The organism is Lentzea sp. NPDC020367, assembly GCF_044387305.1.
In the GTDB taxonomy this organism is placed as follows: domain Bacteria; phylum Actinomycetota; class Actinomycetes; order Mycobacteriales; family Pseudonocardiaceae; genus Lentzea.
The window spans coordinates 312,195-331,381 of the sequence record NZ_JBIRVV010000008.1 but is presented as its reverse complement, the minus strand read 5'-3'; the positions used below and the strand labels follow the sequence as shown (position 1 = coordinate 331,381).

Here is a 19,187-nt window from a genome sequence, read left to right as displayed (position 1 = left end):
GATGTCAACTCGACACGCTTTTCGTCGAGTTGACATCCCTTCCTGGCTGTGGCCCGCTCTTGGCTCGGCTCGTGACGAAGCCACCCCACCAACGCAACCACCAAAGCAACGCGCCTCCGCCCAACGCAACAGGCGTGCCATCAACCCGCGTACGGCGTAGACCCCGGCTTTTGATCAGATTGGCGGGGTCTGGGGCGGAGCCCCAGGAATCAGCCGCCACATCCCCTCGCAAGGTGACCACCTACGAACTCTCAACGCGCAGCCGCCAACGCAACCGGGGGACGACCTACGGACCCGACGCGCCCTTCCGACGAGTAGGTATCGCAGTCAACAACGTGAACAACGCGGCCGCCGCCTGCCCCAACAGCAAAAAGTCCCGCAAGGTCGAAGACATCTCCACCCGAACCTCAGCAGCAGAACCCGGCAACGGCACCCCGACCAAGTGCCCCCAAGCCCGAACCACAGGCACCTCAGCCCCATCCACAAAAACCCGCCACCCAGGCTCGTCCTCCGCAGCCAGAACGAGCACCCGCCCCTCCCCACCAGGTGAAACCCGAACCGCAACCTCCGGCAACGACAAATTGACCGGCACCACCCCAGAAGCCGCAAGCTCCTCAGACGGCTCCCCACCGGTCCGAGCCCGCCGAGCCAGATCGGGCGCCAGCAACACCCCGGTGTCGGCAGCGAACCGCAACCGCAACACGGGCCGCCCATCAGAGGCACCAGGCGCCACCGACACCAACTCGCCGGCAGCAGCCCGAACCCGAGCAGCCACCTCCTCGGACGGCAACACCACAAAAGCCACCCCAGAAGCCGCGGCCTGAGCCAACGCGGTCTTCACAGCAGGCGCCGCCCCGTCCACCAGAGACGAGTTCCACCGCCGCAACCGAGCGGGCGACGACACAGTGGGCACCAGATCGTCGTCCCCAAAAGCCGGCATCCGCCCAGCAACCTGACGAACCGGCGACCCCAGGATCAACACAGACCGCCCGGTCCGCTCCAACTCAGCGGTCAAAGACGGCCCCAAAGCCACACCACCGTCAGCCTTCAACGGCCCAGAGCGCAGATCCAACAACCCGGCCACTCCGAGACTGACCAACGTCACCACACCAACGACGTAGACGGCCCGCCGCACCCGAGCCTGCCCAGCAACCCCAGGCGCCACCCCACGCTGACACCCGGCGAGCACCACACAAACGAGTCCCCAGGCCAGCAAGACCAACGGCGTCCCAGGCCAGGCCCCAACAGCAGCCACGGCAGCAAGCGCACCAATCGCCAGCACGATCACCAACAGCCCGGGCAACATCGACGCGTTGGGCCGCAGCACCGCGGCAGCGAACGCGGCCGCCACGAAGACCGAACACACGACCAGGTTCGGTGGCGGCGACGAGAACGCGGCGCCAAGCCCGTTGAGCACCATCTCCGGGTGCTGCAACAAGACGGCGGGCCACGGCAGAAGCAGCCCCATCGGCAAAAGCACGATCATGAACAGCGCCGCGATCCGCCGCGCACCGCCGGTGACGGCGATGAACCCGGCCAACGCGCCCACGATGATCACGACGTGGGTCAGCGGCGAGAAGGCACCCAAAACAGCAACACCGATGGCGGTGCCAGAAGCCATGGGCAGCCAGGCGTGCGTGGACGACGCGCGCAACACCGCGTAGATGCCCGCGAAGACCACGGGCGTCACGACGTGCACGACGATGACGTCCAGGCGGCCTTCGGCGACGGCGGTCGTGGCGACTGGCAGCAGGCCGTAGAAGGCGGCCACCACAGCGCGCACGGAACGGCGTACGCGCATGCCGCGTGACGCGATGTAGGCGGACAACGCGGCGAGGGGGATGTCGCCGAGCAACAGCAGTGCGACGGCGAAGGAAGGTCCGCCGGGGATCAGGCCCAGGACGGCCAGCGCGGCGGGAGCGGGGGCCGCGGTGCCGCCGAAGACCGGGTGCCACGACGACAGGTAGGTCGACCAGACCGACCCCGCCGAGCCGACCGGGAGCAGCCGGCCGCCCGCGAGGTTCAGGCCGAGCCGGGACCAGTTCGCGATCACGGCGACGGCCGAGAGTCCGAACAACAACAGGACCGGGGGCGCGAGCAGCAGCGAACGCAGCATCCGCGACTGGTCGACCTCGACGAAGACCATGCCGGGAGCGCCGCGCGGTCCGGGCGACGGACGGGGGCGCGGTGCCGGGCGCAGCGTGCCGGGCAGGGCGGCGTCCACGGGGACGACGACCGGTGGGCGGCGCAGGCCCGCGACGCGCGGGCGGCCTCGGGACGCACCGGCGGGCAACGCCGACGGGCCGACCGGGCGAGAGTCCACTTCGGATGGTTCGAGCCACGTCGAACCCGCATCGGTTGCGGGCAAACGACCCAGCGCGGCGTCCGCTTCGACGCGGCGGCGGATCAGGAAGGTGGCGCCGGCGCGGATCGCGTTGCGCAGCCGGGTGAGTCTGCTGGTGAAGAGGCCGCGCACGACGGCGGAACCGCGGCGGGCGCGGCGGCCTTGGAGCAGACGGCCTCTGGTCAGGAGGTAGCGGGCCGCGCCGACTTCGGCGTGTGCGTCCGCGAAACGCCGGAGGAGCAGGAAGCCCAGGGCGCGCAGCAGCGACAGGAACAGCAGTCGCGGAACTCCGACGAGAAACGAGAAACTTGAACAATTGACCAAAAATGTGCGCATGCCGTGCGCGCGGTCGACGCCACGAAATGACGGTCCCGGCCGCGCCATGGCCGCGTCCAAACGACGTGAGCCTTTAGTTGCGGCGCGTGCATGTCGCATGCGTGCGACCGGTACGCACAGGACCAAATGACCCGCGCGATTAGCGCGCCAGCCGAAGTCGAGATCGTCGCGCAGCAGCGGCATCGCTTCGTCGTAACCGCCGAGCGCGTGCCAGACCTCACGTCTGATCAACGATCCCGCGGACGAGACGGCGAGAACCTCGGTGCTCTGCTGAAACGATGCGGAATGCTCCGCAGAGGACAGACCAGTCTGTCGATGTCCTGAAGAATCCGTCGACAAACCCGCCTCGACGACCAGACGAGAATCCACCCAATCGAGGCACAGCGGGCCCAGCACGGCAGCCGACGGCGACACCTCGGCCGCGGTCAGCAGCGAGGCCAGGCAGTCGGGTTCGGGCGCGCTGTCGTCGTGCAGCAACCACAGCCATTTGCCGGGGTCACCCCACCGTTCGACGGCGTGTTCGACCGCGAGCCGCACGGCGGTGCCGTAGCCCGTGCCACGCGGCGCGGTCAGCACGCCGTCCAGCAGATCCCCCGCCTCCGCCAGCACCTTCGCTGTCCGGTCGGTTGATCCGGTGTCGACCGCGATCACGTGCCGAGGGCGAATTCGCTGACGCCGCAACGCGGACAGCGCCGTACTGAGCCACTGGTCTCCGTCGTGGCAGACCAGGACGCACAGCACCGGCGCTGTCCGGAGCCTCGGCTGAGGACTTGTCACGCCCCCAAGTTAGGGCACGAAGATCACGCTTCTAGACGGCTCGCTTCTTCAGCTTGCGGCGTTCTCGTTCACTGAGACCGCCCCAGATGCCGAAGCGTTCGTCGTGCTGGAGTGCGTACTCAAGGCACTCCGAACGCACCTCGCAGCCCAGGCAGATGCGCTTGGCCTCCCGAGTCGACCCTCCCTTTTCGGGGAAGAACGCCTCAGGATCGGTCTGTGCGCAGAGCGCGCGCTCCTGCCAGTCCTGCTCGTCGGCAGGGTCGAACAGGTACGACAGCTCGCCCTGCACGACCGGCTGCGTGACGTGATCTTCTTCGAGCTCTTCGAATTCCTGCATTTCGTCCGCCTCCTCGCCTTCCGCTCTCCCCGGTTGGCGGACGCCAGACGCCGTTCCCACAACGACGAATGACACCGATGTGATTACACCTGCGTCACAGCGGGCGGTCAAGCGGAGTCCACACGTCGGGGGATATTCGCGCGGATGGCCGCAAAAACCTTGACTGGCAGCACAGACAGTGATTCAGGTGTTGCAACGTGTCCCCGAACGGCCCACGACACCAGCCGACACGCCACACTGGAGGGGTGAAGCGATCAGCGGTTCGCCCCAGTCCACTGTTCCTAGGTCTGCTCGCGGCGACCGCCGCCGGAGCCGTCCTCACCCTGCTCGAAGGTGACGTCGCCATCATCTCGGGCACCATCCTGTTCGTGCTCGCCGGGTGGGCGGTGACGCTGTGCCTGCACGAGTTCGGGCACGCCGCCGTCGCGTACAAGGGCGGCGACTTTTCCGTACGTGACAAGGGTTATCTGACGCTCGACATCCGCCGTTACACCGACCCGGTGCTCAGCATCGTGCTGCCGCTGGTGCTGCTGGTCATGGGCGGGATCCCTCTTCCGGGTGGCGCCGTGTGGATCAACCACCACGCCCTTCGCTCGAAGAAGATCGAGTCGTTGGTCTCACTCGCGGGACCGCTCTCGAACCTCGTGATCGGTGTTCTGCTCGCACTGGTCGTCGCGATCTTCTCGCCGCCCGCCGCGCTCGGCGCCGCGATTTCGTACCTTGCTTTGTTGCAGGTGTTCGCGTTCGTGCTGAACATCCTGCCGATTCCCGGCCTGGACGGCTGGGGTGCCATCGAACCGTTCCTGCCCTACGAGGCACAGCGGTTCGGCGCGAAGGTCCGGCCGTGGGCGCCGCTGGTCCTGTTCGCCGTCCTGATCGGCTTCAGCGCCGTCAGCCAGTTGTTCTTCGAGGCGTCGACCTGGGTGTTCGAGCTCATCGGCGGCGACCCGTTCTCAGCGGTCAACGGCTCGAGGACGTTCTCGTTCTGGCGCTCCCTGTAGGCCACCCCCGGCGCTGTGGAAGCATGGGCGGGCGTGAAGGTCGTAGCACTGGTCGGCGGGGTCGGCGGCGCGAGGTTCCTGCAGGGACTCAAAGCTCTAGGGGCGGACGTCACCGCGGTGGTGAACACCGGCGATGACGTGTGGATGCACGGGCTGCGCATCACTCCTGACCTCGACACCTGCATGTACACGCTGGGCGGCGGGATCGACACCGAACGCGGCTGGGGCCGTGCGGACGAGTCGTGGACCGTCAAGGAGGAGCTCGCGGCCTACGGCGCCGAGCCGACGTGGTTCGGCCTGGGCGACCGGGACATCGCGACGCACCTCGTTCGCACCCGCATGCTCCGCGCCGGCTATCCGCTGTCCGCCGTGGCGGAGGCGCTGTGCGACCGGTGGAAGCCGGGCGTGAAGCTGCTGCCGATGTCGGACGACCGCGTGGAGACGCACGTCGTCGTGGAACTCGACGGCGAGACGAAGGCCATCCACTTCCAGGAGTGGTGGGTCAAGCACCGGGCCGCCGTGCCCGCGAAGTCGTTCGCGTTCGTCGGCGCCGAGACCGCCACCGCCGGGCCCGGCGTGCTGGACGCGATCAACGAGGCCGACGCGGTGATCCTGGCCCCGTCCAACCCCGTGGTGAGCATCGGCACGATCCTCAACGTTCCCGGCGTGCGCGACGCGTTGCGCAAGACCGAGGCCGGGGTCGTGGGCCTGTCGCCGATCATCGGCGGGAAACCGTTGCGGGGCATGGCCGACGCTTGTTTGGACGCGATCGGTGTGGAGACCTCCGCCGAAGCGGTCGGGCGGCACTACGGCTCCCGCAAGTGCTCCGACGGCATTCTCGACGCGTGGCTGGTGCACACCGGCGACCGCGCCGACGTGCCCGGTGTCGCGGTGCGCGCCGTCCCGCTGCTGATGTCCGATGTGGACGCGACGGCGCAGATGGCCCGTGCCGCGCTGGACCTGGCCGGAGTCGAAGTTGACTGATCACGCCGCAGCCGCACTGGAGCTGCTGCCTGTTCCGGGCCTGCCGGAATTTCGCCCCGGCGACGACCTGGCCGGCGCGATCGCGACGGCCGCGCCCTGGCTGCGCGACGGCGACGTGCTGATCGTCACGTCCAAGATCCTGTCCAAAGTAGAGGGACGACTCGTTCGGGTACCGGCCGATCCCGAGGAACGGGACCGGATCCGGCGCGAGCACGTCGACGCGGAGTCGGTGCGGGTGCTCGCCCGCAAGATGCGCACGCTGATCACCGAGAACAAGCTCGGCATCGTGCAGGCCGCGTCCGGCGTCGACGCCTCGAACGTGGCGGGCGACGAGATCGCGCTGCTGCCGGTCGACCCGGACGGCTCCGCGGCCTCGTTGCGCGGCGCGTTGAAGGACCTGCTGGGCGTCGAGGTCGCCGTGGTGATCACCGACACCATGGGCCGCGCGTGGCGGATGGGCCAGACCGACGCCGCGATCGGCGCGTCCGGCATCCGCGTGCTGCACGACTACGCGGGTGCGGTGGACGAGCACGGCAACGAGCTCGCGGTGACCATGGTCGCGATCGCCGACGAGATCGCCGCGGCCGCCGACCTGGTGAAGGGCAAGCTCGGCTCGGTGCCGGTGGCGGTGCTGCGCGGGTTCGAGGTGGTGGACGACGGCTCCACGGCCCGCGACCTGAACCGGCCGGTCGAGGAGGACCTGTTCAGCCTCGGCACGGAGGAGGCGCTGGCCCAGGGCCGCGCTCAGGCCGTGCTGATGCGCAGGTCCGTGCGGTTCTACTCGGACGAACCCGTTGATCTCGCCGTGGTGCGCAGGGCTGTCGGTGCGGCACTGACCGCGCCCGCGCCGCACCACACGAAGCCGCTGCGGTTCGTGCTGGTGCGGGAGAAGCGCTTGGCGCTGCTCCAAGCGATGCGCTCGCAGTGGGAATCCGATCTCCTTTCGGACGGCTTCACGCCCGAGCAGATCGCGCGCCGGGTGCGGCGTGGCGACCTGCTGGTGGAGGCGCCGGAGATCGTCGTGCCGTTCCTCGTGCGCGACGGGTCGCACACCTATCCCGACGCCCGTCGCGCCGACGCCGAGAAGACGATGTTCACGGTCGCCGGTGGCGCCGCCGTGCAGGGCCTGCTGGTGGCTCTGGCCGCCGAGGGCCTCGGCTCGTGCTGGGTGTCGTCGACGATCTTCTGCGCGGGCCTCGTGCGGTCGGTGCTGGGTGTTCCTGACGACTGGGAGCCGCTGGGCGCCGTCGCGATCGGGCACCCGACCGAGCCGCTGACGCCGCGCGAGCCCCTGGAAGGACTGATCGAGCTGTGACGCTGCACGCCGACGCCGTCTCGACGCTGAGCCGGTTCGCGGGCCAGGACGCCCTGCGCGAGGCCTACCTGGGCTTCCTGGCGGCCCGCGAGGACGCCTGCATGCGATCTTGCGAACCCGGGCACATCACGGCCTCTGCGTTGGTCCTGGACGCCACTGCGGAGCACGCGTTGCTGACGCTGCACCCGCGCGTGGGCCGGTGGCTTCAGCTGGGCGGCCACTGTGAGCCGGAAGACGTGTCGCTGGCCGGTGCCGCTCTGCGCGAGGCCACCGAGGAGTCCGGCATGCGCGGCCTGCGCATCGAGCCGACGCCGATCCACCTCGACGTGCACCCGATCACGTGCTCGCTCGGCAAGCCGACGCGGCACTTCGACGTCCGCTTCCTGGTGCGCGCTCCCGTCGGCGCGCAGCCGGTGCGCAGCGCTGAGTCCGTCGATCTGCAGTGGTGGCCGCTGGACTCGTTGCCGGACAACGTGGACGACCTGCACCCGTTGATCGAGAGCGCTCTCGCCCGTCTCCGTTAGAACTTGCGGTAGTCGCGCGGCGAGAACCTCGGTGCTCGCCGCGGCCGCCGCAGACCCGCCGCCTCCAGGTACATGACCGCGCGGTGGCGTTGCGGCTTGTAGGGCTCCAGCAGCTCCATCATGCCGTCGTCGTCGCCCGGCGTACCGGTCAACGCCCACGTGACGTTCTTGGCGACGTGGTAGTCGCCGACGCTCACGGCGTCCGGGTCGCCCCAGGACCGTTGCGCGACCTCGGCCGACGTCCACACGCCGATGCCGGGCACCTTCTCGAGCAGTTCGCGGCTGCGCATCTCCGCGGCCTTCTCCAGCCGGTGCGCGACCTGCGCAGCGTTGATCAGCGTCCTCCTGCGGCCCCCGTCGAGGCCGCACTGGTGCCACTCCCAGTCCTGCAGGCCCAGCAACCGTTGCGGCGTCGGCGGAACCTTCAGCGGCTTCGGTCCGGGAGCGCTCTCACCGAACCGCCGTCCCAGCTCACGCCACGTGCGGAAGGCCTCCATGCCGGTGACCTTCTGCTCCAGGATCGAGGCGAACACCAAGTCCCAGACCCGGTTCGTCGCCCCGAGCCGCAGCCCAGGTCGTTGTCTCCTGGCTTCGGCGATGATCGGGTGGTGCGCGACGAACTCGTCCACCGTGTCGTCGGCGCCGAGCAGGGCGGGCAGCCCGTCCAGCAGCCACTGCCCGCCCTCACCCCACGCTTCAGCCAGCACCTCGCCGCTCGTCCTCGTGACGTGCAACGTGCCGGCGCCGCACGGCGTGTTCGCCGCGAACCAGACACCGCCCTCCGCGCTGAAGGACGGATCGCCGGGCCCGCGGCGCAACCTGCCGAGCACCGCGCCCAGATCGAGTGGGAACGGTGGAGTCCAGGCTCTGCTAGGCATCCGTCGAGAAGCGCACGCCGGCCTCGGGCAGCACCACACCCGGCCACACCCGCGCTCCGCCGATCAGCTCACACCGCGCGCCGATCACCGCGGAGTCGCCGATCACGGCGTCCTTGAGGACCGCACCGGCCTGCACGAGCGCACCGGCACCCACGATCGAACGCTCGACCACGGCGTTCTCACCGACAACGGCACCGTCGAACAAAATCGCGCCATCGAGCACAGCACCGTCCGCAACCGTGCAGTTCGCACCGACCGCGGTCCCACCCTTGAGCGTCGCGCCTTCGTGCACGCTCGTGCCCTCGAGCACCAGGTAGTCGCCAGGCTGTGCAACAGCCGCCGACGGCGCAACACCGCGCACGAGGTCCGCGGACCCCTGCACGAACGCCTCGGGCTTGCCGAGGTCCAGCCAGTACGTGGCGTCCACGTGCCCCTGCAACCTCCGCCCCGCCTCGAGCAGCCCGGGGAACGTCTCGCGCTCCACCGACACCGGCCGCCCGGCGGGAATCGCGTCGATCACCTCACGCCGGAACACGTAACAACCAGCGTTGATCTGGTCCGTCGGCGGGTTCTCGGTCTTCTCCAGGAACGCCTGAACGCGCCCCTCGTCGTCCGTCGGCACACACCCGAACGCCCGCGGGTCCGCCACCTTCACCAGGTGCAGCGTCACATCCGCCTCGTGCTTGCGGTGCGTGTCGACGATCCCCGACAGGTCGACCCCCGACAGGATGTCGCCGTTGAAGACCATCACGTCGGGCTCACGCAGCTTGTCCGCAACGTTGCGAATCGCCCCCGCCGTGTCCAGCGGCACCTCTTCCACCACGTACTCGAGCTCCAGCCCGAGCCTAGATCCGTCCCCGAAGTACTCCTCGAACACCTCGGCCTTGTAGGAGGTCCCCAACACCACGTGCGTGATGCCGACCTCCTTGATCCGAGACAGGAGGTGTGTCAAAAATGGCACCCCTGCGGTCGGCAACATGGGCTTGGGAGCGGACAGGGTCAGCGGGCGAAGACGGGTGCCCTTGCCCCCGACCAGCACCACAGCTTCGACGCCGTGCACCTTTTTCCTCCTCCGCGTTACAGCGAGCCGTTCGACGGAATACTCTGACACGAAGCAGATCGTCATATGGGATCTGGTCCCGGCAAGGAGCTAAATCCGACATGGACCCCCGCGACCGGGCCGACGCCATGCTCGCCCGCGCCCGCGCACGTGGGCGGAACATCGTGACGCCGGACAACATGACGTCCCCGATGGACTCCTCGGACACGCAACAAATCCCTCGCTCGCTGGTCAACGCCATGGACCCGCGCCGAGACCCGGACTCGACGATGATCCTGCAGCCCGCGCAGATGGGCCAGATGGGCCAGCAACAGCAGCGCCCGCAACACCACGCGCCGGGCCAGCCGATGCCAACGCAACCGATGCACGCCCAGTCGAAGCAGGGCCAGCCGAAACAGGGCCAGCCGCTCCCGGCGCCGCAGCAGCCGGCAGATGACGCGGAGATCACTCAGGTAGTGCAGCCGGGCCTGATCCCGACCGTCTCGAACCACCAGCAGGCCCGCAACTCGCTGAGCCAACGGCTGAGCGGCGACATGTAGCCGTGCCCGGCGGATGCCGCCGGGCAGGCTCGCGCAAGGGTCCCCTTGGAAGCTGGATCCCCCGCGACCCAACTTAGCGAGCAGGTCTGACAGTCCCGCGAAGCGAAAGCGGGGCGAGGGCGAGCAGCAAGAGCGGGCGGGAACGGCAAGCACCTGATCCCCCCGCGACGCCGCAGGCGAGCCGTCAGAGCGCGCGATCACGCCAAGCACCTGATCACCCGCGACGCCGCAGGCGAGCCGTCCTTACCGTGCGGTCTGGGTGGGGTGGCTTCGTCACGAGTCGTGCCATAGCTCTTGCTGCATCAGAGGATGGGTGTCAAACGGACACGCTTTTCGTCCGTTTGACACCCATCCTCTGATGTGGCCCGCTCTTGGCTCGGCTCGTGACGAAGCCACCCCACCGACGCCACCAAACTAAGCAACGCAACTCCGCCCAAAGCAACAGGCGTGCCATCTACCTACGCGTGGCGTGGACCCCGGCTTTTGATCAGATTGGCGGGGTCTGGGGCGGAGCCCCAGGAATCAACGCAAGGCAACGCCCGCAACCCAACCACCTACGAACACGAAACAGGAACCCGCCAACGCACCAGGGAGACGCCCCACAGACCCGGCGCGCACGCCGAAGGCGTCAACTCTTCCGAGTAAGAACCCAAGCCCGCAACCCCAACCCAGCCTTCAACACCCCACGAAACGGCGCCCAAACCACCCCAGCATGCCGATCAGCCAGATACCGATAAGCACTCCGATGATGCTCCCTCAACATCCGATCCGAAGACCGAGCAGTCGAGTGCCCCCCGATGTGCACAACCTCAGCCTCAGGCACATAAACGTTGACCCACCCAGCCGCACCAACACGTTCCCCGAGGTCAACGTCCTCGAAGTACATGAAGTACCGCTCATCGAACCCGCCAACGGAGTCAAAAGCCTCACGCCGCATCAAAAAGCAGGACCCCGACAACCACCCGGCAGTCCGCTCAACGGGCGACTTCTCCTGCCGATAGGCCCGAGTCCAGGGATTGGACTTCCAAACAGCCCCAAAAAGAGCGTGCCCGACCCCACGCCCGAACGAAGGCAACAACCGAGCAGACGGGTAAACCTCCCCGGAGGGCTCCCGGATCAACGGCCCGAACATCCCACCCCGAGGCCACCGCTCACCGGCAGCGATCAACGCGTCCACACTGCCAGGCGCGAACTCGATGTCAGGATTGGAAATCAACACCCACCCGACATCGGGCCCAAGAGTGGCGACCCCGCGATTGGCCCCGCCGCCGTATCCGAGGTTCCCCCCGGTGGACAGGAACGTCACATGATCCCGAGTGGCGGCAACCTCCTCGGGAACCCCGTCGGTGGACCCGTTGTCGGCCAGGATCACCTGCACCGGACGGGAAGTTGCCTTCGAAAGGGTGTCCACAAAGGGAGCCAGCGTCTCGCCCGGCGAGTACGTGACCGTCACGACACCAAGTCCGTCGCCGTAGTTCACGCGCGCCACCCTAGCGCCGCCCGGTCAGCCGCCAACGCCAGACCAAGTCTCGGACCGAGCACCGGCAAGCGTCAGCGCCGGCGTCGCACCAACGCCGCGCGCTCGTAAGCCAGCCGGTGACGGTCGGCACTGACGGCCCACGAGAAGTCCTTGGCCCGCTGCTGACCGGAAGCCGCCAGAGAAGCCCGGCGAGCAGGATCGTCCAGCAGGTCGGCAACGGCGGCGGCGATGTCCCCGGCGCCGACACCGCAGTAGGCAACGGCCTCGCCGCCCACCTCCGGCAGCGACAGCCGACGGGTGGTCAGCACGCACGCACCGCAGGCCATGGCCTCCAGCACCGGCAGGCCGAAGCCCTCGCCCAAGGACGGATAAGCCACCAGCTGCGCGCCGCCCAGGAAGCCGGCGAGCTGTTCGAACGGCAGGTAGCCGGCGCGGATCACGCGGATGCGGTGCGGCACGGAGTCCAGGGCGCGCTCGACCTGGCTGTCCCAGCCCGGCTGGCCCGCCAGCACCAGGGCCGGCGGGTCGGCTCTGCCCACCATCGCCTGGGCGAAGCCGCGGATCAGGGCCGGGACGTTCTTGCGCGGTTCCAACGCTCCCAGGAACGCCACGTACGGGGTGTCGCCCAGCGACAGGGCCTTGCGGACTGCCAGGACCTCGTCCGGTGACGGCGGGTGGAAGCGTTCGGTGTCCACGCCGTGTTGCGCGATGTGCAGGACTCGGCGGTCGGCGCCGGCCACGCGGACCAGTTCGTCCGCCGTTGCCTGGGACGGGACCACGCACAGGTCCGCGCGTCTCAGGGAGGCTCGGGTCCAGGTGCGGAAGAAGCGGGCCTTCACCGAGGAGTGCAGCACCGGGTCGGTGAAGAAGGTGGCGTCGTGCAGCGTCACGACCGAGGCGGCCTTGCCCGCCAACGGGAGTGTGTAGTGCGGTGAGTGCACCACGTCGACGCCGAGGGTGCGGATCAGGCGGGGCAGCGTCGTCTGTTCCCAGGCCAGGCGGGCCGTCCTGGTGGCGACGGCGTCAGCGGCCCTGATGATCCTGGCGTTCGGCGCGATCTTGGTGAACAGGTCCTCGTCGCGTGGCTGGCACACGACGGAGAGTCTGGCCCCGTCCGCGTCCAGTGCCGCGACGAGCGAATCCACGTAACGGCCGACGCCGCCCCGGTCTGCGGGGATCGCGGTGGCGTCGATCAACACGCTGGGTTCGACGGTGGGCACGATCAGCTAGCGTAATGTCATTTGCTTATGCGTTTAACGGGAATGCACTAATCCGGTCGTTAAGCGTGTGTGTCCCAGACACCCTGCGCCGTCTTTTCCCAGGTGAACTCACTCGCGCGGGTGATTCCGGCCTCGACGGTGTGACGAGGATCAGCCAGCACGGCCCGCAGCCCTTCCGTCAACGAAGCCAGATCGCCCCGCCGCACGACGGTTCCGGCGCCTCCCGCGACCTCCACGAGAGCCGGATCGTCGGAGTGCACGACGGGTACGCCCGCGGCCATCGCCTCGAGCACCGGCAGGCCGAACCCCTCGGCCAGGCTGGGCGCGGCGAGCACGGTGGCGCCGGCCAGCACCGAGGCGAGCCGCTGGTCGGAAACCTTGCCCAGCAACGTCACGTGCGGCGCGCGCAGGTCGACGTCGCCCCAGCCCTGCTGTCCGATCACGACCAACGGCACCCGCAGCCGTTCGGTCGCGCGCACCAGCAACCCGAAACCCTTGCGCGGCTCCACGGTGCCGATAGCGAGCACGTAGGACGACGGCAGGTCGTCGGCAGGCGGAGCAACGAGTCGCGTCACGCCGTTGGGCACCACGTGCACAGGAACCTCAACCCGAACGCACGCAGCCAACTGAGACGCAACGGCGTGCGTCGGCACGACCAGAGCGCGCGCCTCGCGTGCCGCCCGCGCGATCACCTTGCGGTGCCAGGCGACCCCGCGCGGAGTCAAAGTCTCCGGGTGCGTCCACGGCACCACGTCGTGCACGGTGACGACGGCGCCAGGCAACGGTGCGAGCGGCGTCGGGGCGTGCACGTGCGGGCCGAGCTTCGGCGGAAGACCGCGCTCCCACAACGCCACCAGCGCCCGGCGCGGCACCCTGATCACGCGGTCGGCGCGGGCCGTCGCCGCGGTCACCACGGACCAGCCGTCAGGAACGCTCTCCCCCAACGCCTTGAGCAGCTCCGCCGTGTAGCGGCCGGTTCCGCCGGGGACCGGGGCGTTGAGTTGCTCGGTCAGCACTACTAGCTCGGGCACGTCGCGTACCGTCTCACGCCGTGTCGGCAGTCAGCACCGTGGTGGTCGTGACGTGGCGAGGCCGTGACCACATCACGGCGTGCCTGGACGCCCTCGCGGCCCAGAAGAGTCCACACAGGACGATCATCGTGGACAACGCGTCCGACGACGGCACAGCCGAGCTGATCAGCGGACATGAGGTCGTGCGGCTGCCGCGCAACCGCGGTTACGCGGGCGGGCTCGCCGCCGTTCTGGACATGGTGGACACCCAGTTCGTCGCGTGGCTCAACGACGACGCGGCACCGGAGCCGTCGTGGCTGGCCGAGCTGGAGAGCGCTCTCAACGGCGAGCCGGGAGCGGCGGCCGCCACCTCGTCGATCTTGCTCACGGACGGCTCGACGCAGTCCGTCGGCGTGGCACTGACCGCGGACGGCCACGGCAGGGACGTCGTGCTCGCCGGACGCGAGGTGTTCGGGTTCTGCGGCGGCGCGGCGCTGCTCAGGACCGACGAGCTCAGGGCCGCGGGCGGTGTCCCGGCGAGCTTCTTCTGCTACTACGAGGACACCGACACGGCCTGGCGGCTGCGGCTGGCCGGGCACCGGGTGATCTCGGTCGGACCGGCGCGGGTCCGGCACAAGCACGGCGCCAGCACACGTCCCGGCTCGACGCTCTTCCACCGCTGGAACGAGCGCAACCGGCTGCTGATGCTGCTCCGGTGCGCCCCGGCGGGAGTCGCGCTCACCCAGCTCGCCCGGTTCTTCGCGATCACCGCGGTGCTGCCGTTCCGCAAGAACGTCCCGGACGCCGCCAACTTCCGGCTCGGGCTCCGCGCCCAGGTCCTGGCGGAGGTGCTGCTGAGGCTCCCCGCGACGCTCGTCCAGCGTCTCAGGATCAAGACCGAGGTCCCGCGCAAGAGCGTCTGGCGGGACTGGGCCGGCCGCTGATGTCGCGCGGCGATGGAACCTCCTGCGGCCCACAGGCGTCCCCCGTGACGATGAACCTCAGGAAGCAGTCGTGAGGCGACCGGCGCCACTCATCGTGATCGGGCTCGCCGCGGTCGCCGTCGCGGTCGTGCTGGGTGCCGTCGTGCCCGAGCACTACGAGCTCGCGGTGCTGGTGCCGTGCTGCCTGCTGTCGATCGCGTTCGCGTGGGGCGTCGGCAAGCTCGGGCCGGCGTGGCTCGTGCTGCCCGCGTTCATGGTCGTGATCCCCGGCACAGCGGTGCTGGTCGGCGACGGTCACCGCGCGTTGATGGACGTCCTCGCCACGCCCCAGACGTGCGTGATCACCAGCGTCGAGGACGTGCCGGGGCCGGACAACCCCGCCTACGCGCACCGCGTCACCTGTCCGGACGGCGCCGAGCTGCGGATAGTCGTGCGGGGCGAGCAGGAGAAGAAGATGCGGCCGGGTCCGGCCACGGTTCTGCGGCATCCGCTGATGCGGCCGTTGCTCGCCGAGCGCAACGACTGGTCCGCCGAGTGGGTCTTCGGGGTACCTCTGGCTGTCTTGTTGCTGCTGATCTGTGCAACCACACTGCGGGCGCGCAGAGTGATGAGGCAGGCTTAGCGCGTGGATCGAGCCTCACTGCCCGTCGTGTCCGTCGTGGTCGTCAACTATCGCGGCGCGGAAGACACCGTGACCTGCGTCCGCGGGCTGGCCGAGGTGGACTACCCGGCCGAGCTGCTCCAGGTCATCGTCGTCGACAACGAGGCGCACGACACCGCACGGCTGAAGGCGGAACTGCCGGGCGTCGAGATCATCACCTCGCCCACGAACCTCGGCTTCGCGGGCGGCTGCAACCTCGGCGTCGACCACGCCACGGGCGGGGTGCTCGCGTTCCTCAACAACGACGCCCGCGCGGACCGGAACTGGATCAAGGCCGCGATCAGGGTGTTCCACTCCGAACCGGCGGTAGGCGCGGTCGCGAGCAAGGTCCTCGACTGGGACGGCGAGAAGATCGACTTCGTCGACGGCGGGCTGACCTGGTTCGGCATGGGCTACAAGCGGCACGCCGACCAGGACGACGACGGCAGCCACGACGGCCCGAAGGACGTGCTGTTCGGCACCGGTTCGGCGATGTTCGTGCGCACCGACCTCTACAAGAAGCTCGGCGGGTTCGACGAGCGGTTCTTCATGTTCTACGAGGACGTCGACCTCGGCTGGCGGCTGAACCTGCGCGGCTGGCGGGTCCGCTACGAACCGGCGTCGCTCACGTTCCACCGCCACCACGCGTCGATGAGCTCGATCCACGAGAGCCGCGAGCTGTACCTGCTGGAGCGCAACGCGCTCATGTCGCTGTACAAGAACTTCTCCGACGAGACGCTGGCGAAGGTGCTGCCGGCCGCGCTCGCGCTGTGCGTCAGAAGGGCCACGGCGCGCGGTGAGATCGATCCCACGCAGCTCGAGATCACCCGCCGCCCCGCCGACCCCGCGCAGGACCGCGAGCCGGTCGGGATGTCCCGCCAGGCGCTCGCCGGGTTCCTCGCGATCGACCAGTTCGTCGAGCAGATGCCGTCGCTGGCCAAGTCGCGCAAGATCGAACAGGCCGCGCGCCGGATGTCGGACACCGACCTCGTTCCGTTGATGCGCAAGGCTCTCGAACCGGCCTATCCCCTGCCGCGCTACCTCGCCGCGCACGACATCCTCGTGGACGTCCTGGGCCTCGACGACGTGTTCGGCAGGCCGCGCAAGATCCTGGTGATCACCGGCGACGCGATCTCGGACCGGATGGCGGGTCCCGCGATCCGGGCCTGGCACATGGCCGACGTGCTGTCCGGCGAGCACCAGGTGCGGCTGGTCACGACGAACCCGCTGTGCGCGCCGCCCGACGCCCCGTTCGGCGTCGAACGCGCCCGGCCGAAGGAACTTCCGCCGCACGTCGCGTGGGCGGACGTGGTCGTGCTGCAGGGCCACGCGCTGGAGATGGTCGGCGAGCTGAAGAAGGAGTCGTCGACCAAGATCGTGGTCTGCGACATGTACGACCCGATGCACCTGGAACTGCTGGAACAGGGCAAGGACAAGGCCGACGACAAGCGCGCCCTCGACCTCGCCGCCGTCACCAAGGTGCTGAACACGCAGCTCGAACGCGGCGACTTCTTCCTGTGCGCGTCGGAACGGCAGCGGCACTTCTGGCTCGGCCACCTGGCCGCGCTGGGCCGGTTGACGCCGACCTTGTACGACAACGACCCGACGACGGCGTCGCTGCTCGGGATCGTCCCCTTCGGACTGTCGGGCAAGCCGCCGCAGCGCACCGGCCCGGCGATCAAGGGCGTCGTGCCCGGCGTCACGGACGCGGACAAGGTCGTGATCTGGGCCGGTGGCGTCTACAGCTGGTTCGACCCGCTGTCGCTGATCGAGGCGATGGACCACCTGCGCAGGCGGCAGCCGTCCGCGAAGCTGTACTTCCTCGGCATGAAGCACCCGAACCCCGAGGTCCCGGACATGGACATCGCCGGCCAGACGCGGGCGCTGTCCGCACAGTTGGGGCTGACCGGCGAGCACGTGTTCTTCAACGACGGCTGGGTGCCGTACAACGACCGGCAGAACTGGCTGCTCGACGCGAACTGCGGTGTCACCACGCACTACGAGCACGTGGAGACCACGTTCGCGTTCCGCACGCGGGTGCTCGACTACCTGTGGGCGGGCCTGCCGATCGTCACCACGTCCGGCGACTCGTTCGCGGACCTGGTGGAGCGCGAAGGTTTGGGCGTCGTCGTGCCGCCGGAGGACCCGGAGGCACTGGCCGACGCGCTGGAGAAGGTGCTCTACGACGAGGAGTTCGCGGCCGCGTGCCGTGAGCGCATCGCCGTCGTCCGCGAACGGTTCACCTGGGAGACGGCACTCGCGCCGCTGGCCGAGTTCTGCCGCAACCCCAGGCCCGCCGCGGACCGTCTGCCCGGCTCGGCCCCCATGGTGCGCACACCGGGGCTCAGCACGACGGACAAGGTGAAGCGGGACCTGCACCTGGTGCGCGAGTACCTGGACGCGGGTGGCCCGACCGAGTTGGCCAAGCGGGCGACGGGGCGTCTGCGGAAAATCGCGCGTGGTGGCAGGTAAATGGCGAGATCCCCGAAACCCCTCAGGGTGCTGCTCGACGGCACCCCTCTGCTAGGACATCGCACCGGAATCGGCCGCTACACAGCGGCTCTGGCCGAAGAACTGGCGTCGATGTCGGACGACGTCGACGTACGGGCGGTGGCGTTCACGCTGCGCGGCTGGCGTGCGTTGCGCACCGTCCTCCCGCACGACGTGACAGCGCGCGGCCTGCCCGTCTCGGCGCGGGCGCTGCGCCAGCTGTGGCTGCGCGCCAAGTTCCCGCCGGTCGAGATGCTGGCCGGGTTCACCGACGTCATGCACGCCACGAACTTCGTGCTGCCGCCGACGATCCGGGCCGGCAAGGTCGTCACGATCCACGACCTCGCGTTCCTGGACGCGCCCGGTGACCTCCCGCCGTCGGATCGCCGGTTGCCGGAACTGGTCCGGCTGTCGGCCCAGCGCGCCGACGTGATCTGCACGCCGACCGCGGCCGTCGCGTCGGTCGTCGCGGACCGGTTCTCCGTGCCGCTGGAGAAGATCATGGTGACGCCGCTGGGCGTCGACCCCGCCTGGTTCGCCTCGCGGCCGCCGTCGCCGACGTTGCGAGGCCGGCTGGGCCTGGGCTCGGAGTACCTGCTGTTCGTGGGTGCGGACGGGCCGCGCAAGGGTCTCGAGTACCTGATCAAGGCGCACGCGTCCGACCCGTCGCTGCCGCCGCTGGTGATCGTCGGGCCCGGCCGGTCCGGTGTGGACGGCCGGGTGCTGCGGACCGGGTACCTGCCGGACGTGCACCTGCGTTCGGTGGTGGCCGGAGCGACGGCGCTGGTGCTGCCGTCGCGGGACGAGGGCTTCGGGCTTCCGGTGCTGGAAGCATTGGCCTGCAACGTTCCTGTGGTTTGCTCGGACGTGCCCGCGTTGCGCGAGGTCGCCGGTGGGCACGCACTGCACGTGCCGGTGGGAGACGTCGAGGCCCTGGCGGATGGAATGGCGCAGGCAGTCGCCGCGCCGACCACTCCGGAGGCGCAGTCCGAACGGCGTGCGCACGCGTCCGGGTTCACCTGGCGGCGGTGCGCGGAGAAGACCGTCGAGGCGTACCGGCGGAGCAGGGCCTGAGGTGCACGTCGGAGGGCGTCAGGAAACCCTGACGCCCCAACGACTTCACCGAGAGTGCGGCCTCGGTGCGTGCTTGTCCAGCTGACTCATCGACACCTGTCGCGAGCCCGTGACAACAGCAACGCACTTCAGGAAGCGCTGCCGATCGGAATCCGCTGTCGCGGGACGCTGAGGTGTGCGCCCGGAATCGAACATGCCGAACAGGCTCCCGCACTTGGGACTACCGTGCCAGAC

Annotated in this window: 16 protein-coding genes; 9 read left to right on the top strand and 7 right to left on the bottom strand. The window is 69.2% G+C overall.

What is annotated here, in order from left to right:
* Nucleotides 1-286: 286 nt before the first annotated feature.
* Together ACH413_RS32330 and ACH413_RS32325 are read right to left on the bottom strand one after the other, a co-directional pair.
* Nucleotides 287-3,457 carry a glycosyltransferase gene (locus ACH413_RS32330; RefSeq protein ID WP_360044066.1) on the bottom strand — a complete coding sequence of 1,057 codons (3,171 nt, stop codon included), beginning with the start codon at nt 3,455-3,457 and terminating at the stop codon, nt 287-289.
* Between the two features lie 31 nt (nt 3,458-3,488).
* Nucleotides 3,489-3,794: a WhiB family transcriptional regulator gene (locus tag ACH413_RS32325; protein WP_051784712.1), complete on the bottom strand. Its 306-nt coding sequence runs from the start codon at nt 3,792-3,794 to the stop codon at nt 3,489-3,491.
* 245 nt (nt 3,795-4,039) lie between these two features.
* Here ACH413_RS32325 and ACH413_RS32320 point away from each other — a divergent pair, with 245 nt between their 5' ends.
* The 4 genes from ACH413_RS32320 to ACH413_RS32305 are packed head-to-tail and all read left to right on the top strand — an operon-like array spanning nt 4,040 to nt 7,618.
* Complete coding sequence (locus ACH413_RS32320) at nt 4,040-4,795, top strand: site-2 protease family protein (protein ID WP_360044069.1); 756 nt, start codon at nt 4,040-4,042, stop codon at nt 4,793-4,795.
* Nucleotides 4,796-4,828: 33 nt separating this feature from the next.
* Nucleotides 4,829-5,779, top strand: coding sequence for a 2-phospho-L-lactate transferase (gene cofD / locus ACH413_RS32315; protein WP_360044072.1), 951 nt, complete (start codon nt 4,829-4,831; stop codon nt 5,777-5,779).
* On the top strand, nt 5,772-7,094 hold the full coding sequence (locus tag ACH413_RS32310; protein ID WP_360044075.1) for a coenzyme F420-0:L-glutamate ligase: 1,323 nt from the start codon (nt 5,772-5,774) through the stop codon (nt 7,092-7,094). The genes cofD and ACH413_RS32310 overlap by 8 nt, the downstream gene beginning before the upstream one ends.
* Complete coding sequence (locus ACH413_RS32305) at nt 7,091-7,618, top strand: NUDIX domain-containing protein (protein ID WP_360044078.1); 528 nt, start codon at nt 7,091-7,093, stop codon at nt 7,616-7,618. The genes ACH413_RS32310 and ACH413_RS32305 overlap by 4 nt, the downstream gene beginning before the upstream one ends.
* On the opposite strand, the gene ACH413_RS32300 is transcribed toward ACH413_RS32305, so the two are convergent.
* Together ACH413_RS32300 and ACH413_RS32295 are read right to left on the bottom strand one after the other, a co-directional pair.
* Nucleotides 7,615-8,496 (bottom strand): DNA-3-methyladenine glycosylase 2 family protein, encoded by an 882-nt coding sequence (locus ACH413_RS32300; RefSeq protein ID WP_360044081.1) that lies wholly within the window; start codon nt 8,494-8,496, stop codon nt 7,615-7,617. The genes ACH413_RS32305 and ACH413_RS32300 overlap by 4 nt on opposite strands.
* Nucleotides 8,489-9,556 carry an NDP-sugar synthase gene (locus ACH413_RS32295; RefSeq protein ID WP_360044084.1) on the bottom strand — a complete coding sequence of 356 codons (1,068 nt, stop codon included), beginning with the start codon at nt 9,554-9,556 and terminating at the stop codon, nt 8,489-8,491. Before ACH413_RS32295 ends, ACH413_RS32300 begins: the two co-directional genes overlap by 8 nt.
* Nucleotides 9,557-9,657: 101 nt before the next feature.
* Here ACH413_RS32295 and ACH413_RS32290 point away from each other — a divergent pair, with 101 nt between their 5' ends.
* On the top strand, nt 9,658-10,095 hold the full coding sequence (locus tag ACH413_RS32290) for a hypothetical protein (protein ID WP_360044087.1): 438 nt from the start codon (nt 9,658-9,660) through the stop codon (nt 10,093-10,095).
* A gap of 628 nt (nt 10,096-10,723) precedes the next feature.
* On the opposite strand, the gene ACH413_RS32285 is transcribed toward ACH413_RS32290, so the two are convergent.
* The 3 genes from ACH413_RS32285 to ACH413_RS32275 form a co-directional block, all read right to left on the bottom strand.
* Nucleotides 10,724-11,575 carry a glycosyltransferase family 2 protein gene (locus ACH413_RS32285; protein ID WP_360044090.1) on the bottom strand — a complete coding sequence of 284 codons (852 nt, stop codon included), beginning with the start codon at nt 11,573-11,575 and terminating at the stop codon, nt 10,724-10,726.
* 71 nt (nt 11,576-11,646) lie between these two features.
* A complete protein-coding gene (locus ACH413_RS32280) occupies nt 11,647-12,774 on the bottom strand; it encodes a glycosyltransferase family 1 protein (protein WP_360044579.1) in 1,128 nt (375 codons plus the stop codon).
* Between the two features lie 80 nt (nt 12,775-12,854).
* Nucleotides 12,855-13,826 (bottom strand): glycosyltransferase family 1 protein, encoded by a 972-nt coding sequence (locus ACH413_RS32275; protein ID WP_360044093.1) that lies wholly within the window; start codon nt 13,824-13,826, stop codon nt 12,855-12,857.
* Nucleotides 13,827-13,846: 20 nt separating this feature from the next.
* Here ACH413_RS32275 and ACH413_RS32270 point away from each other — a divergent pair, with 20 nt between their 5' ends.
* From ACH413_RS32270 to ACH413_RS32255, 4 genes are all read left to right on the top strand, one after another.
* Complete coding sequence (locus tag ACH413_RS32270) at nt 13,847-14,749, top strand: glycosyltransferase (protein WP_360044096.1); 903 nt, start codon at nt 13,847-13,849, stop codon at nt 14,747-14,749.
* Nucleotides 14,750-14,819: 70 nt separating this feature from the next.
* Nucleotides 14,820-15,371 carry a hypothetical protein gene (locus ACH413_RS32265; RefSeq protein WP_360044098.1) on the top strand — a complete coding sequence of 184 codons (552 nt, stop codon included), beginning with the start codon at nt 14,820-14,822 and terminating at the stop codon, nt 15,369-15,371.
* Between the two features lie 3 nt (nt 15,372-15,374).
* Nucleotides 15,375-17,861, top strand: a complete 2,487-nt coding sequence (locus tag ACH413_RS32260) for a glycosyltransferase (protein WP_360044101.1) — start codon at nt 15,375-15,377, stop codon at nt 17,859-17,861.
* The gene (locus tag ACH413_RS32255) at nt 17,862-18,953 is read left to right on the top strand and encodes a glycosyltransferase family 1 protein (protein ID WP_360044104.1); all 1,092 of its coding nucleotides are present in this window, start codon (nt 17,862-17,864) and stop codon (nt 18,951-18,953) included.
* The last annotated feature ends 234 nt before the right edge of the window (nt 18,954-19,187 follow it).

What these genes read in the sequence shown, in the direction of transcription:
- ACH413_RS32325 (WP_051784712.1), bottom strand. Translation starts at nt 3,794, where the DNA reads ATGCAGGAATTCGAAGAGCTCGAAGAAGATCACGTCACGCAGCCGGTC.
- ACH413_RS32290 (WP_360044087.1), top strand. Translation starts at nt 9,658, where the DNA reads ATGGACCCCCGCGACCGGGCCGACGCCATGCTCGCCCGCGCCCGCGCA.
- ACH413_RS32255 (WP_360044104.1), top strand. Translation starts at nt 17,862, where the DNA reads ATGGCGAGATCCCCGAAACCCCTCAGGGTGCTGCTCGACGGCACCCCT.
- ACH413_RS32300 (WP_360044081.1), bottom strand. Translation starts at nt 8,496, where the DNA reads ATGCCTAGCAGAGCCTGGACTCCACCGTTCCCACTCGATCTGGGCGCG.